Raw genomic sequence first — 12,971 nt, 5'->3', positions numbered from 1 at the left:
CGCAGATTTGAAAGTGAACAGGAAAGTCAATGAAATCAACGATCTACCAACACCACCTCCGCGCCAGTGCTAGCTTTTCGTACCGTCACTTATTGCACTGAAAACGAGGAGACCCCATCGAGCAAGCGGTAGAGGGTCGGCCGGCTCAGGTCGACCCGCTTGAGCAGTTCTGAATCGCCCCGGGTTTCAAGGAGGCCGATTGGTTTAAGTTGACACCTCTGCAGAGGTGTCGCTGACGGCTAGTTGCCTCCAGTAGTTTGCCTCAGCTTCTGCCGCAGGGATGCCCCCAATCGGCGTGAGCAATCGGACATGGTTGAACCAGTGCACCCATTGCAGGGTGGCCAGTTCCACGGATTCCCTGGTCTTCCAGGGTCCCCGGCGGTGAATCAGCTCGGCCTTGTACAGACCGTTGATGGTCTCGGCCAGCGCGTTGTCGTAGCTGTCACCCCGGCTGCCCACCGAGGGCTGTATGCCCGCCTGGTCCAACCGTTCGGTGTAGCGGATGCTGACGTATTGACTGCCCCTGTCGGAATGGTGCGTCAAGGCATGGGCTGCTGGCTGGCGGGCATACAGCGCCTGCTCCAGCGCATCCAGCACGAAGTCCGTTTGCATGCTGCGGCTGACCCGCCAGCCCACGATGCGCCGGGCGTACACATCCACCACGAAGGCCACGTACAGCCAGCCCTGCCAGGTGGAGACGTAGGTGAAGTCCGATACCCACAGCTCGTTGGGACGGCTGGCCTTGAAGTGCCGGTTGACGTGGTCCAGCGGGCACGGCGCTGATGTGTCAGGCGTGGTGGTACGTACCGCCCTGCCACGGCGAGCCCCTTGCAAGCCCATGGCACGCATCAGTCGCTCCACAGTACAACGTGCCACCGGGATGCCCTCGCGGTTCATCTGCAGCCAGACCTTATCGGCCCCGTAGACCTGCCAGTTGGCATGCCACACGCGCTGGATGTCCGCCTTCAAGCACTCGTCACGCTGGGCGCGTTGACTGCGCAGTTGCGGGTTACGTTGCCGGGCTGCGTGGCGCCAGTAACACGATGGGGCCATCTGCAGCACCCGGCAGATGGGCTCGACCCCGTAGTCGTCACGGTGGCGGTCGATGTAGTTCTTCAAGACTTCAATCGGCGGTCGAGCTCCGCCTGCGCAAAAAACGCGCTGGCCGTCTTCAGGATGTCGTTGGCCCGGCGCAGCTCCTTGACCTCACGTTCCAGCTCCTTGATGCGCTGGGCTTCTGACGTGGTGGTACCGGCACGCTGGCCGCTGTCGACCTCGGCCTTCTTGACCCAATCGTTCAAGGTCTGCGGCACGCAGCCAATCTTGGGGGCTATTGATTCAATGGCTGCCCACAGCGAAGGGTAGTTGGCTCGGTGCTCCTGCACCATGCGTACGGCACGCTCGCGCACCTCGGGCGAGAACTTGTTTGACTTGGTCATAGCTCCATCTTCTCAAGTGTTGGAGCCTCCTCAAAACCCGGGGCGATTCAAGAACGATCAATGAAAGCTGCCAATTGATCAAGCTGATCTGGCGCTTGAGAGAGACATTGGCGCAATGCGCCTGAGAGAATACCCATCAATGAAAAAGGCAACGTGTAAACACGTTGCCTTTTAGCTCATCTAGAGGCAGCTGAACCTTAACTGACTGGCATTAGGCATAAAGCCCCTTTCAGTGTTTATCAAACATTCCCCATCAAGTCACTCGCAAGCTCAGCCTCCGTCATATCCCGCCGTGTTGATATCGCATGAATAGCTACTTCTAGTGGCTACCAGTCGGGCTCGTCGCAAAAACATCCGCGTGGAAGTCCTGTGCTAACAGGCCCATATCGGAAGCTGCTGTGCGCACTGATTGAACCAGGGAGGGTGAGCCACAGCAGTGCACCACATGATCGTGCAGGTTGCCAAAGTGTGTGCGTAGCGCGTCATCCACCCGACCTGCGTGAGCATCCGCAGGCATATCGCCTAGGTCGGTGATGGCTGCAATGTAGCGAAACTGTGGCCAGACTTTGCGCCACTTGTCGATGGCGCTAGGAAGATACAGGCCCGAGGGGTTGCGAGCCCCCCAGATCAGCGTTATGTCGCGCTGAACCTTGCGTTTGGCTAAGTCATCAAGAACGGATTTAATGGGCGCAAATCCCGTGCCACCTGCAACGCAAATCAGGGGCCTGGTGTCGTCAGGCTTCAGTGCGATGCTGCCGAATGGCAGTTCAATATCTAATGTGTCACCAGACTTCAACTGCTGGACGATAGTGCTGAAGCGGCCACCCGGTACATGCCGGATATGCAATGTGACACCATCACTCTCATGGGGTGGATTGGCCATAGAGTAGCTGCGGCTTTCCCCGTCGTCGAGGTGAATCAGCAGGTATTGGCCGGCTTCAAATTTGGCGCGCTTGCCCGCAGGCAGGCGCAGGCGCAGCAGCGAGACATCGGGTGCCGCCAGTGTATTGCTGTACACCTTGGCCGTAAAACGTTTGCGGGCTTCCGGGTCGAGGCGGCGAAAGGAGCTCGGCTGAATACGGATATCGCTGGCGGCGGTGCAGCTGCACAGCAATACCTGCTCCGAGGTGCAGAGTTCGCTGCGCACGGCCATGCCATTGAAGGAAGTAATATTTCCATCGAGCAGGGTGCTCGCACAATTGCCACAGCTACCTTTGCGGCAGGAATAAGGTAGTTCGATGCCAGCCTGCAGGGCGGCATCCAGCACGGATTGCCCGGGCGCGCAGGGGAACGCGATATCAGAGTCGTGGATATGGATTTGGTGATTCATGGAAGGGCCTCAGACCTGTTGGGCTCCGAGCAGGGCGATCGTGCGCAGGAGGGCCGTGGAGTCAGCCACGCCACGGCCTGCAATGTCCATGGCGCTGCCATGGCCCACACTGGAAAGCACCACCCTGCCACCGATGGAGAGTGCGCTGGCTCCGTTAGGTGCCAGCAGCTTGATGGGGATATGGCCCTGATCGTGCAGCATGGCTACATACAGGTCGTGCTTGCGCTGTGCCAGAACCATGTCAGCTCCCATGGGGCCGTCTACTGCTAGGCCGCGCTTGCGCAGTGTCTCGACAGCGGGAACGGTGATCTGGGAGTCCTCCAGGCCGAACAACTGTCCTTCAGATGCATGAGGGTTGATCCCGAATACAGCGACTTTTGGTTTAGGTACCCCGAGTAAGGTGCATGTCTGCACGGCAGCCTGCGCCGCGTTGACCACCAACTGAGGAGAGAGCCGCTCCAATGCGCTGCGCACGCTTTCATGCAAAGTGACATGCACTATGCGCAGGCCAGCCCCTACCAGCATCAGGAATACCTGGTCTTCGTTCATGTCAAGAACATTGGCGAGCAAAGATGGGTAGCCGCTGAACGCTATGTCCGCGCGGTGAATGGCCGTTTCATGGTGGGGGCAGGCGATGACGGCGTCGACTTCGCCGTTTTCGCACGCCCGGATGGCTGCTGTTGCAGATTGCACCGTGGATAGGCCTGCCTGCGGGGTGATCTCTCCCCATTGCACTGGTTGTGCCAGCGAGCCGGCTTCCTCGTGAATGAGGTCTTGAAGAAGGGGCTCCATTTGGCAGATCTGCGCTGCTTGTTCAAGAGCGCTCCACGGTCCATAGACCTTGATCAGGGATCTTTCGGCGGCAGACAACTGCTGAAGAGCTTTCAGTGCAATTTCAGGGCCAATACCGTGGGGATCGCCGATGGCCAAAGCCAATCTACGGTGCACTATTGTCATAGCGGCAATGCCATCAGTGTGTCCGTCACCGTGCTGTCGCAAACCGCGATGCGTTCTTGCAGGCGTAACTTGCCATCGATCGTGGTGAATTTGTCGAGGTACTCACCGCTGGCAAAGACCTCTGTTTCCCCTGTATGCATGATGCGCAGCACCATGAACGGCGTGGAAGCACTGGCCTGTGTTGCATCGCCTGACTGGATCGAAGGCAGACCCAGAATATGGCGATAGCGATGGCGCTCGTAGATATTGGCTTCGCGCAGCGCAGAAATTCGGTCGGTGAGCATGTCCTGTGAATCCGCCCAGACAATGCCGGCAGCAAGCCCTTCAGCATGATTGTCGACATTGGTGACGCGATAGTGGCAATCCTTCGTGAAGAAGGTTGGCCATTGCTCCATGGCGTCACTGTCTATGGTCTTCGCGTAAGCGGCATTGAAGGCCGCGATTTGAATTTCATTGATCATGCTTGCATCTCCTGTCCCATGTGCTTGCGGTAGGCTTTCCAAAAGCCGCGTACCGAGGTTTCCGTGGCGCGGCCCTCGCTAGAGCCTTCGTGGTCTCCGCCCATCTCGATGACCGCGTCAAGGTCGGCCGCACCTGCGATGCCGCGCTGAACGAATCCACCGACAGCTCCGTCTTCCATGGAAATGAATCCGGCCGGGCCGATGAGGTTGGCCTGTTTGAGTCTGACCTTGCGCTGCTCGGGACTGTCATCTGCATAGCCGAGATAGGTCCAGTTGAGTTCCGAGCTGGAGATGCTCTTGGGCAACAACTGACGCACGGCGATGCTGTTCTGAATCTGCTGCAGCACAAAGCCAGGGAACACAGAAAGGATCTGCAGAGTCACGCCGTCCTCGAACTCCTCGAAGCCCTCTAGAAGGCTGGGATCTTTGAGCCGGTAACGCTCGTTGTCGGAGCGGATGGCCTGGTCCTTGTACGAGTCGTCTTTGGCGCTACGATCGATCATGGAATAGCTCACATGGTGGCCACCCGACTCGTCGACGATGACGCCGCCTTTTTGTGAGAGGCGATTCAGCTCGAAGGTGGTGAAGAACATATGCAGGAGGCTGGCGTGATAGCTGTCCTTCACGTTCTCGAAGTAGAGCTTCCAGTTGTTAGGCAGCTTTTGCGTGAAGCGACCGATGACTTCTACGGGCTTGTGCAGCACGCGCTCTATGCGCTCGCAAATCTCAGGGCCAAGGTAATCCTCAATGCTGGGTACATCCTCGGAAAAACTGCCAAAGACCAAACCGCAAAAGACAGCTACACGGAGCTTGCGCGGGCCATGCTCTTCTTTGCAGAACGAGGCCGGCATGCCACCCTGGCCCTTGACGCCTTTCTCGAAGGCAACGCCGGTCAGATCTCCCTGTCGGTTGTAGCTCCAGGCGTGATAGACGCACTGGAAACTATCCGCACGGCCCGATTTTTCCAGCGCGATGAGCGCGCCGCGATGCGCGCAGCGGTTCTCGAAGGCATAGATTTCCTGGTCGGCATCCCGCACGACAACTATCGGTGTTTCACCAACAAAGGTCGTGCGGAAATCACCCGCCTCGGGGATTTCAGATTCCAGGCACAGGTAGTTCCAGACCTCGCCGCGATAGATGCGCTGCTGTTCCTGATCAGCATTGGCTGTGTCGGTATAGATACCGAAAGGCACGCGCGTATTAGTGGCCCCATGCCACTGGATGATGGATTCTTGCATGTTGATTCCTAAGGGTTAGAGCTTGACGTTGGCGGCCTTCAGCACCTTCTTCCACTTCTCGGTTTCCTGGCGGATGAACTGAGCAGTCTTGGTGGGATCCCAACCGCAGGGCACGGCACCCTGTTCCAGAAAGTGCTTGCGGATGTCATTTGATGACAGAGCCTGGGCCATCTGCTTCTGAAGCCTCTGTGCGATTTCTGCACTCGTGCCTGGGGGAGCCACAACAGAAAAGAAAGTCAAGGCTTGCATGGCGGGCCATTGCTGCTCGGCGAAGGTGGGGACCTGGGGCAATATTTGAGAGCGCTGCTCGTCGGCAACGGCCAGAATGCGCACCTTGCCGGCCTGGTGGTAGGTGGCCGACGAGCTGATGTTGTCGAAAAACACATCCACATTGCCACCGATCAGGTCAATCAGTGCCGGGGCTGTTCCCTTGTAAGGGATGACAGTCAGTTCAGTGCCAGTCAGCTGCATAAACATGGCAGCAGTCAGGTGAGATGTGGAGCCGTCGCCTTGCGTCGCCACAGTCACTTTTTTGGGATTGGCTTTGGCGTATGCAATGAACTCGCCAAGTGACTTAACAGGCAGCTTCGGGTTGATGACCAGGGCGTTGGGCACTGTGGCCAAAATCGTCACCGGTACCCAGCTAGTCGGGTCAAAGCTGAGCTTCTGATAGAGGTTGTGGTTGATGGCGATGGGCCCCGGAGGGGAGGCCAGCACAGTCATTCCGTCCGGCGGTGCCCGGAACACTAGATCGGCACCGATGTTTCCACCAGCCCCGGGCTTATTTTCAATGATCACGCCACCTGCGTAGTCCGCGCGGATTTTTTCGGCTACTAGGCGCGGCAGTACATCGGCGGTACCTCCCGCTGAGAAAGGCACGACGATCTTGAGAGGTTGATTTGACTGAGCCAGGCTACCTGTTGCGGCGACCGCAGCGGCAATGCCGATCAATGCTTCGCGTCTGCGAATGGATGCGTTGCGCATCTTGTCTCCTTCTTGTGTGGGGAACTGCAGTATGGGGATGTCGTACTTAGTGTTAAACCTGTTTTTGCGCTATGCGCAAAAATGTTGAAAACACCTTGATTTGATCGCTATGCAGGACAAGAACTTTGTGGAATCGCTGCGCAAGGGATTGGGGGTACTGACTTGCTTTGACCGTCGGCATACCCGGCTCACGCTGTCGGAAGTGGCCAGGCTCACGCAGTCCACACCAGCATCGGCCAGACGTTCACTCAGCACGCTGGTACAGCTTGGCTATCTAGAGAGTGACGGGAAGCTGTTCTGGATGCAGCCCAAGTCGCTGCTGATCGCCTATTCATTTCTGTCATCGCGCCCCATGCCTGCGTTGGCCCAGCCGCTACTGGACGCACTGTCGGAGCGCACCAGAGAGTCCGCTTCGCTTGGTACTTTGTTGGAAGACGATGCCATCATCATTGGCCGTTCGACCGCACGGCGCAGCTTGAGCACGGGCCTAGGAATAGGATCCAGGTTGCCGGTGTACTGTTCTGCGATTGGTCGGGTGCTGTTGTCAGGACTCCCCCAGCAGGAGGCGCGTGCAAGGCTGGAGATGATTGAGCGGATGGCTATGACCCATCAGACAGTGACTGACTTGGAGGAGTTGCTGGGTCTGCTTGATACTTGCCGGCAATCCGGATGGTCATGCAGCGATGGAGAGTTGGAGCTGGGTGTGCGCTCCATGGCGGCGCCAGTGCGCGACCCTCAAGGCAACACAATTGCTGCCATGAGCATTGCAGTTAGAGCAGAGAGACTCAGCATGAGCGAGTTCAAAGAGACTTTTTTGATGCCGCTGAAGCGCGCTCGCAATGAGTTGGAAAAAAAGTTGTATCCGCAAGGGATGTAATGCGCCACCATGTCTTTGCCTAGCGCAGCGGCTGAGGCTCGGGTTTGCGCCGTCCTTCCGATGTCGGGCGCATGCGCGGGGCGTGCAGTTGTTCCTGATCGGACCCGGCAAGCCCAAGCCTGAGAGCGAGCACAAACCCTTCAAGGCGTATGAGCCTGGCTATGTGCATGTAGATGTGAAGTACCTGCCCCAGATGCAAGATGAGGACAAGCGCCGCTATGTCTTTGTTGCCATTGATCGGGCCACACGCTGGGTGTTCATTGATATCAAGGGCTCTGTTGCAAAGATTGGCGGCAGTCAGAGGTAGGCTGTCGCTCTGCGCCGATCAGGCGGCTGCTGCGAAATGGTGGTTGAGCATGCCCATGGCCTCCGTCAGCGCCGAGGGCCCAATGCCAAAAGCTCTCTCCACAAGGCGCACCTCGCCCCTGATGCCGGGCTGCAGGCACCAGGGGCGAGCCTGTCCTTTGCGCAGGGCTCGCATGACTTCGAATCCCTTGATCGTGGCATAGGCCGTGGGGATCGATTTGAAACCGCGCACCGGCTTGATCAGTATCTTGAGCTTTCCGTGATCGGCCTCGATCACGTTATTGAGATACTTCACCTGCCGGTGGGCCGTCTCCCGGTCCAGCTTTCCTTCGCGCTTCAATTCGGTGATCGCTGCACCATAGCTCGGCGCTTTGTCGGTATTGAGCGTGGCAGGCTTTTCCCAGTGCTTCAGGCCTCGCAGGGCCTTGCCCAGGAACCGCTTCGCTGCCTTGGCGCTGCGGGTCGGCGACAGGTAGAAATCGATCGTGTCGCCCCGCTTGTCGACTGCCCGGTACAGGTAGGTCCACTTGCCCCGCACCTTGACGTAGGTTTCATCCAGGCGCCAGCTCGGATCAAAGCCACGCCGCCAGAACCAGCGCAGCCGCTTCTCCATCTCCGGGGCGTAGCACTGGACCCAGCGATAGATCGTCGTATGGTCGACCGAAATGCCGCGTTCCGCCAGCATTTCCTCAAGGTCGCGATAGCTGATCGGATAGCGACAATACCAGCGCACCGCCCACAGGATCACATCACCCTGGAAATGGCGCCACTTGAAATCCGTCATCGTTCCGTCCGTCCAATCTCCGCCAAGCATGCTCAAGCTTCACGATTTTTGCAACAGAGCCCGAGCTATTGCTCGGCGCTCGGCGGGGTGTTGCTCGCCGCGTTCGAGCCCCTGGAAGCACGCAGACGTGTCGACCAGATGCAGCGCGCTGCACTGACACCGCGCACCCTCTGGCGTAGCAACGACGTCGTGGCCGAGGTGGCCCGCTGCCGCGAGCAGGGCTGGTCGGAGAGCGATGAAGAACTGGAACTCGGCGTGCGGTCGATGGCCATCCCGGTGTTCGACCGTGCGGGCGATACCGTCGGCGCCATGAGCATCGCGGTCCAGGCCGACCGTATGACGATGGCGGATTCCGTTCGACCATGCTGCCGGCGCTGCGTCGTGCGCGCGATGCGCTGGCGACCCGCTTGCCGGCGGATTGTGCGCACCCGGGCCGGGCGCAGTGGAGCCGCTGCGGCGGGCATCTCGGTACTTCGATGCAAAGCGTCGTAGGGGAAACCCTGGAACGACCAAGTTTCTTTCGCGATGCGCAAATATCCTGACGCTACATCAAGCCTTCGGTCATACCATCGCGCCCGCGGCTGCAAATCAATGCCGCGAACCAGTCGAAGGAGACATAAGATGCAGACAACAGTCACCACGATGCTGCTGGCGTCGGTGGCCCTAGCCGCGTGCGTTGGCGGCGGATCCACGCCGCTGCCGCTGCCGCAGCAGCAGCCGCCGCAGCAGGAGCCTCCGCCGCCCCCGGTGCCCTTGGCTTCGCGCGCCGCATGCGAGGCTCTGAAGGACGGAAATGGCGACATGGTGTGGCCAAATGCCGCGACGGTCGTGGAAGTCGCTGCCTGGCGTGACGCCGCGCCCGCCACCGCATCTGCGGCTGCGCTGCCCGAACACTGCGAGGTGTCCGGCGCCATCGCGAAGCGCACCGGGATCGACGGCTATCCCTACGAAATCAAATTCCGCCTCCGGATGCCCGCCGAATGGAACGGTCGTTTCTTCATGGAAGGCGGCAGCGGAACTAACGGCTCGCTGTCCGCGGCTACCGGCAGCATTGGTGGGGGACAGATCGAAAGCGCGCTGTCTCGCAATTTCGCCACCATCGCAACGGATGGAGGTCACGACAACGCAGTGAACGACAATCCCGACGCGCTCGGCACCGTTGCCTTCGGATTGGATCCGCAGGCCCGTCTCGATATGGGCTACAACTCGTACGATCAGGTCACGCAGGCAGGCAAGGCCGCGGTGGCCAGGTTCTACGGACGCGCTGCCGACAAGTCCTATTTCATCGGCTGTTCGGAGGGCGGCCGCGAGGGCATGATGCTCTCGCAGCGCTTCCCTTCCCACTACGACGGCATCGTTGCCGGTGCACCAGGCTACCAGTTGCCGAAGGCCGGGATCAGCGGTGCGTGGACCACACAGTCCCTTGCGCCCGCCGCTGTCGGTTTGGATGCACAAGGCGTGCCGCTTATCAATAAGTCTTTCTCTGACGCCGACCTGCACCTTCTTTCACAGGCAATCCTGGGCACATGTGACGCCCTCGACGGCCTTGCGGATGGCATCGTTGACAATTACCGGGCCTGCCAGGCAGCCTTTGACCCCGCCACGGCAGCCAATCCTGCAAACGGCCAGGCGCTCCAGTGCGTTGGCGCCAAGACTGCGGATTGCCTGAGCCCCGTCCAGGTCACTGCGATCAAGCGCGCGATGGCGGGGCCCGTGAATTCGGCGGGAACGCCGTTGTACAACAGATGGCCTTGGGACGCTGGCATGAGCGGACTGAGTGGCACGACCTATAACCAGGGGTGGCGCTCGTGGTGGCTCGGTAGCTTCAACAGCAGTGCCAACAACGCCCAGCGCGTGAGCGGCTTCTCGGCGCGCTCCTGGCTGGTCGATTTCGCCACACCGCCCGAACCGATGCCCATGACGCAGGTTGCCGCGCGGATGATGAAATTCGATTTCGACATCGATCCGTTGAAGATTTGGGCGACCAGCGGACAGTTCACCCAATCCAGCATGGACTGGCACGGTGCAACTTCTACTGACCTTGCTGCCTTCCGCGATCGCGGCGGCAAGATGATCCTGTACCACGGCATGTCCGACGCCGCGTTCTCAGCCCTGGACACGGCCGACTATTACGAGAGACTTAGCGCAGCGATGCCAGGTGCTGCTGGATTCGCGCGCCTTTTTCTGGTGCCGGGTATGAATCATTGCAGCGGCGGTCCCGGGACCGACCGGTTCGACATGCTGACGCCCTTGGTCGCCTGGGTCGAGCGCGGCGAGGCGCCGGATCAGATCTCCGCCTGGTCGGGCACGCCAGGGTACTTCGGGGTGGCGGCACGCACGCGGCCACTTTGCCCGTATCCCCAAATCGCCCGCTACAAGGGTAGTGGAGACATCAACACCGAAGCGAACTTCGCCTGCGCGGCGCCGCCCTGAAAGGGGCCACGTAGCGTGGCGCCTTGCACGATTGCTCCGGCAAGGTGAAGTTTTCATGCTGCGTACTTGACGATCGGGTCCTGGAAGCAGGGTCAAGACGCGATGACAGACAAAAACTTCGTGACTTCGCTCGACAAGGGTCTGCAGGTGCTGAGCTGCTTCGGCCGGCAGCACGCGCGACTGACAGTCTCGGAGGCGGCGCGCCTGACCGGCAGCACGCCGGCCTCGGCGCGGCGCTCGCTGCTCACGCTGCAGGCTCTTGGCTACCTCGACAGCGACGGCAAGCGCTTCTGGATGCTGCCCAAGGCGCTGCTGATCGCGCACGCCTACCTCGCCTCGCGCGCCACACCGGCGCTGGCTCAGCCGTTGTTGGATGCGCTGTCGGAGCGCACGCGCGAGTCAGCCTCGCTGGGCAAGCTGCTGGACGACGACGCGATCATCATCGCGCGCTCTACGGCGCGGCGCAGCCTGAGCATCGGGCTGGGCATCGGCTCGCGCCTGCCGGCCTACTGCTCGGCCATCGGCCGCGTGCTGCTGGCCAGCCTGCCCCCGGGCGAAGCCGAGCGCCGCGTGCGCGCCATGCCTCGCCAGCCGCTGACGCCGCGCACGGTGTACGAGGTGCGCCCCGTGCTGGAGCTGATCGCCCGCTGCCGCGAGCAGGGCTTCGCCGGCAGCGACGGCGAACTGGAACTGGGCGTGCGCTCCATGGCCGTGCCGGTGCACGACCGCAGCGGCTCGCTGGTGGGTGCCATGAGCATCGCAGTGCGCGCCGAGCGCATGAGCTTCGCCGAGTTCCGCGAGGCCTTCCTGGCCGCCCTGCGCAAGGCCGGCACTACGTTGGGCGAGCGGCTTTATCCCGAGTGAAGGAGGACGGCCCGCTACACCCTGCGCACTACGCCCGCGCTCAACTCAGAGACACTGGCTGTACGCGAAGACTACCGGGGTTGGACTGCTTCAAGATCCTTCAGAAACCACGAAAATCCAACCCCGTCCAGCCCTCAAACTGACATGGGATGATGTCGAGGACCACGTGCGGAGTCTGGTCAGTCTCCTTGGGTTAATCCTTCAGGCACGTCCTTGGGCAGCAACGACTGCGTCATGGCAACCCACTCTTCTGCTAAGACAAACCCCGGCGTCGCCGACAGTGCGTCGCCTCGATTTCCAGCCAGGGCTTTACGCGAATCCCTGGGCGCCATCTTGCGTCCAGTCGCACTCTCGGCGTCAAGGCTTGTCGGGCCTCTCGAGGAAGGCGAAAACGCCAAGCATGCTTCTGTCGATGACCGTGCGGTGATCCGCGTCCTGAATCTCCTCGTAGCGAAAGATCATCTTTCGCTCTTCCATGGCATCAATCCACGTCCTGGTCATGTCGACGGGAACCGCTTGATCGACCACGCCCTGCGTGATCATCACAGGCACGGTGATCTTGGAGAGAACTTCCTGCATCCGGGGGACCATTCGTCGGGTCGCCGGCGCGATGGCCGCAACGGCGTTCCACTGCTTGGGATATTTGGATGCGAGGTAGAGCGCGCCGGCGCCTCCCATGGAATGACCGACTAGGAACGTGCGCGCCGGGTCCGTCCGGAACTCCTGCTTCGCCAGGGCCAGCACGTTCATGACGTCCTGCTCACTCAACGCCCTCAGGTTCGGGGGATCGTGGGCCGCTGCAGGATCGGGGGTGCGGCCAAGGCCTGCGCGGGGGCTGTACTCGCCGGGGATGCCATACCAGCCCCGCGGGTTGTATCCCATGGGCGCAACCACGACATAGCCGCCCTTCTCGGCCAGGTCGAGCAGCGCGCCGCGCATGAGGGTGTTGTGGTTCCCGTTCAGTCCATGCAGCGCGATGATCAAAGGCGCCGGCTTGTCTTTCCTGACCTTGCTGGAAACGAACACCGCGTAGGGCAAGTCCTCCCCGGTGGGACCGAAACGGTAGGTCCGCTGCCCGACCCGCGGATCGGGGGGCAAAGGCTGCGGCCGCGGCGATGCAGGCGGGGCGACGGGCTGAGCCGCCACGACCCCGGACAACGCCGACAAGCCAACGCCGATCGCCCATGCCCGAAGCATGTTTCTTCTGTCGGGGTCTCCTCGTTTTCAGTGCAATAAGTGACGGTACGCAAAGCTAGCACTGGCGCGGGGGTGGTCTGGGTAGACCGTTGATTTCATTG

The 12,971-nt window shown here is 60.6% G+C and carries 12 protein-coding genes, 1 pseudogene and 1 other annotated feature; of the genes and pseudogenes, 5 read left to right on the top strand and 8 right to left on the bottom strand.

Features of this window, described 5'->3' with window-relative positions:
* Window positions 1-204: 204 nt before the first annotated feature.
* The 6 genes from AAN986_RS17380 to AAN986_RS17355 form a co-directional block, all read right to left on the bottom strand.
* Window positions 205-1,439 (bottom strand): IS3 family transposase gene (locus AAN986_RS17380; protein ID WP_287170391.1). Its coding sequence is split into 2 segments (ribosomal slippage): window positions 205-1,157 and window positions 1,157-1,439, totalling 1,236 coding nucleotides; the frame shifts between segments, so codons are not numbered across the junction.
* Window positions 1,045-1,161, bottom strand: a sequence feature (AL1L pseudoknot). It overlaps the preceding gene by 117 nt.
* 319 nt (window positions 1,440-1,758) lie before the next feature.
* Window positions 1,759-2,769: an FAD-binding oxidoreductase gene (locus AAN986_RS17375; protein ID WP_034369195.1), complete on the bottom strand. Its 1,011-nt coding sequence runs from the start codon at window positions 2,767-2,769 to the stop codon at window positions 1,759-1,761.
* A gap of 9 nt (window positions 2,770-2,778) precedes the next feature.
* Complete coding sequence (locus AAN986_RS17370) at window positions 2,779-3,726, bottom strand: 4-hydroxythreonine-4-phosphate dehydrogenase PdxA (protein ID WP_047219859.1); 948 nt, start codon at window positions 3,724-3,726, stop codon at window positions 2,779-2,781.
* Complete coding sequence (locus AAN986_RS17365; protein ID WP_034369201.1) at window positions 3,723-4,187, bottom strand: nuclear transport factor 2 family protein; 465 nt, start codon at window positions 4,185-4,187, stop codon at window positions 3,723-3,725. The genes AAN986_RS17370 and AAN986_RS17365 overlap by 4 nt, the downstream gene beginning before the upstream one ends.
* Entirely contained in the window at window positions 4,184-5,425 is a 1,242-nt protein-coding gene (locus AAN986_RS17360) for an aromatic ring-hydroxylating dioxygenase subunit alpha (protein ID WP_047219860.1), read from the bottom strand. Before AAN986_RS17360 ends, AAN986_RS17365 begins: the two co-directional genes overlap by 4 nt.
* 15 nt (window positions 5,426-5,440) lie before the next feature.
* Window positions 5,441-6,409 (bottom strand): tripartite tricarboxylate transporter substrate binding protein, encoded by a 969-nt coding sequence (locus AAN986_RS17355; RefSeq protein WP_154165079.1) that lies wholly within the window; start codon window positions 6,407-6,409, stop codon window positions 5,441-5,443.
* Between the two features lie 109 nt (window positions 6,410-6,518).
* Here AAN986_RS17355 and AAN986_RS17350 point away from each other — a divergent pair, with 109 nt between their 5' ends.
* Together AAN986_RS17350 and AAN986_RS17345 are read left to right on the top strand one after the other, a co-directional pair.
* Complete coding sequence (locus tag AAN986_RS17350) at window positions 6,519-7,286, top strand: IclR family transcriptional regulator C-terminal domain-containing protein (protein WP_103739194.1); 768 nt, start codon at window positions 6,519-6,521, stop codon at window positions 7,284-7,286.
* A gap of 124 nt (window positions 7,287-7,410) precedes the next feature.
* Window positions 7,411-7,554: pseudogene (locus AAN986_RS17345) on the top strand (IS481 family transposase); the annotation flags it as partial.
* 57 nt (window positions 7,555-7,611) lie between these two features.
* On the opposite strand, the gene AAN986_RS17340 reads toward AAN986_RS17345, so the two are convergent.
* A complete protein-coding gene (locus AAN986_RS17340) occupies window positions 7,612-8,376 on the bottom strand; it encodes an IS6-like element IS6100 family transposase (RefSeq protein ID WP_001389365.1) in 765 nt (254 codons plus the stop codon).
* Here AAN986_RS17340 and AAN986_RS17335 point away from each other — a divergent pair.
* From AAN986_RS17335 to AAN986_RS17325, 3 genes are all read left to right on the top strand, one after another.
* Window positions 8,353-8,868: an IclR family transcriptional regulator C-terminal domain-containing protein gene (locus tag AAN986_RS17335; RefSeq protein ID WP_349335424.1), complete on the top strand. Its 516-nt coding sequence runs from the start codon at window positions 8,353-8,355 to the stop codon at window positions 8,866-8,868. The two genes, AAN986_RS17340 and AAN986_RS17335, sit on opposite strands and share 24 nt — an antisense overlap.
* Before the next feature lie 129 nt (window positions 8,869-8,997).
* The gene (locus AAN986_RS17330) at window positions 8,998-10,809 is read left to right on the top strand and encodes a mono(2-hydroxyethyl) terephthalate hydrolase (protein WP_349335423.1); all 1,812 of its coding nucleotides are present in this window, start codon (window positions 8,998-9,000) and stop codon (window positions 10,807-10,809) included.
* A gap of 102 nt (window positions 10,810-10,911) precedes the next feature.
* Window positions 10,912-11,673, top strand: coding sequence for an IclR family transcriptional regulator C-terminal domain-containing protein (locus AAN986_RS17325; RefSeq protein ID WP_349335422.1), 762 nt, complete (start codon window positions 10,912-10,914; stop codon window positions 11,671-11,673).
* Window positions 11,674-12,030: 357 nt separating this feature from the next.
* On the opposite strand, the gene AAN986_RS17320 is transcribed toward AAN986_RS17325, so the two are convergent.
* Complete coding sequence (locus AAN986_RS17320; protein WP_349335421.1) at window positions 12,031-12,870, bottom strand: alpha/beta hydrolase-fold protein; 840 nt, start codon at window positions 12,868-12,870, stop codon at window positions 12,031-12,033.
* Window positions 12,871-12,971: the final 101 nt, after the last annotated feature.

This window comes from Delftia sp. DS1230 (assembly GCF_040112715.1).
Lineage (GTDB): Bacteria > Pseudomonadota > Gammaproteobacteria > Burkholderiales > Burkholderiaceae_C > Comamonas > Comamonas tsuruhatensis.
The sequence above is the reverse complement of the archived record's forward strand: the minus strand, read 5'-3'. Positions and strand labels throughout refer to the sequence as shown.

Excerpts from the sequence above, each read along its gene's own strand:
- AAN986_RS17375 (WP_034369195.1), bottom strand. The coding sequence starts at position 2,769 with ATGAATCACCAAATCCATATCCACGACTCTGATATCGCGTTCCCCTGC.
- AAN986_RS17370 (WP_047219859.1), bottom strand. The coding sequence starts at position 3,726 with ATGACAATAGTGCACCGTAGATTGGCTTTGGCCATCGGCGATCCCCAC.
- AAN986_RS17365 (WP_034369201.1), bottom strand. The coding sequence starts at position 4,187 with ATGATCAATGAAATTCAAATCGCGGCCTTCAATGCCGCTTACGCGAAG.
- AAN986_RS17360 (WP_047219860.1), bottom strand. The coding sequence starts at position 5,425 with ATGCAAGAATCCATCATCCAGTGGCATGGGGCCACTAATACGCGCGTG.
- AAN986_RS17355 (WP_154165079.1), bottom strand. The coding sequence starts at position 6,409 with ATGCGCAACGCATCCATTCGCAGACGCGAAGCATTGATCGGCATTGCC.
- AAN986_RS17350 (WP_103739194.1), top strand. The coding sequence starts at position 6,519 with ATGCAGGACAAGAACTTTGTGGAATCGCTGCGCAAGGGATTGGGGGTA.
- AAN986_RS17335 (WP_349335424.1), top strand. The coding sequence starts at position 8,353 with ATGGCGCCACTTGAAATCCGTCATCGTTCCGTCCGTCCAATCTCCGCC.
- AAN986_RS17340 (WP_001389365.1), bottom strand. The coding sequence starts at position 8,376 with ATGACGGATTTCAAGTGGCGCCATTTCCAGGGTGATGTGATCCTGTGG.
- AAN986_RS17330 (WP_349335423.1), top strand. The coding sequence starts at position 8,998 with ATGCAGACAACAGTCACCACGATGCTGCTGGCGTCGGTGGCCCTAGCC.
- AAN986_RS17325 (WP_349335422.1), top strand. The coding sequence starts at position 10,912 with ATGACAGACAAAAACTTCGTGACTTCGCTCGACAAGGGTCTGCAGGTG.
- AAN986_RS17320 (WP_349335421.1), bottom strand. The coding sequence starts at position 12,870 with ATGCTTCGGGCATGGGCGATCGGCGTTGGCTTGTCGGCGTTGTCCGGG.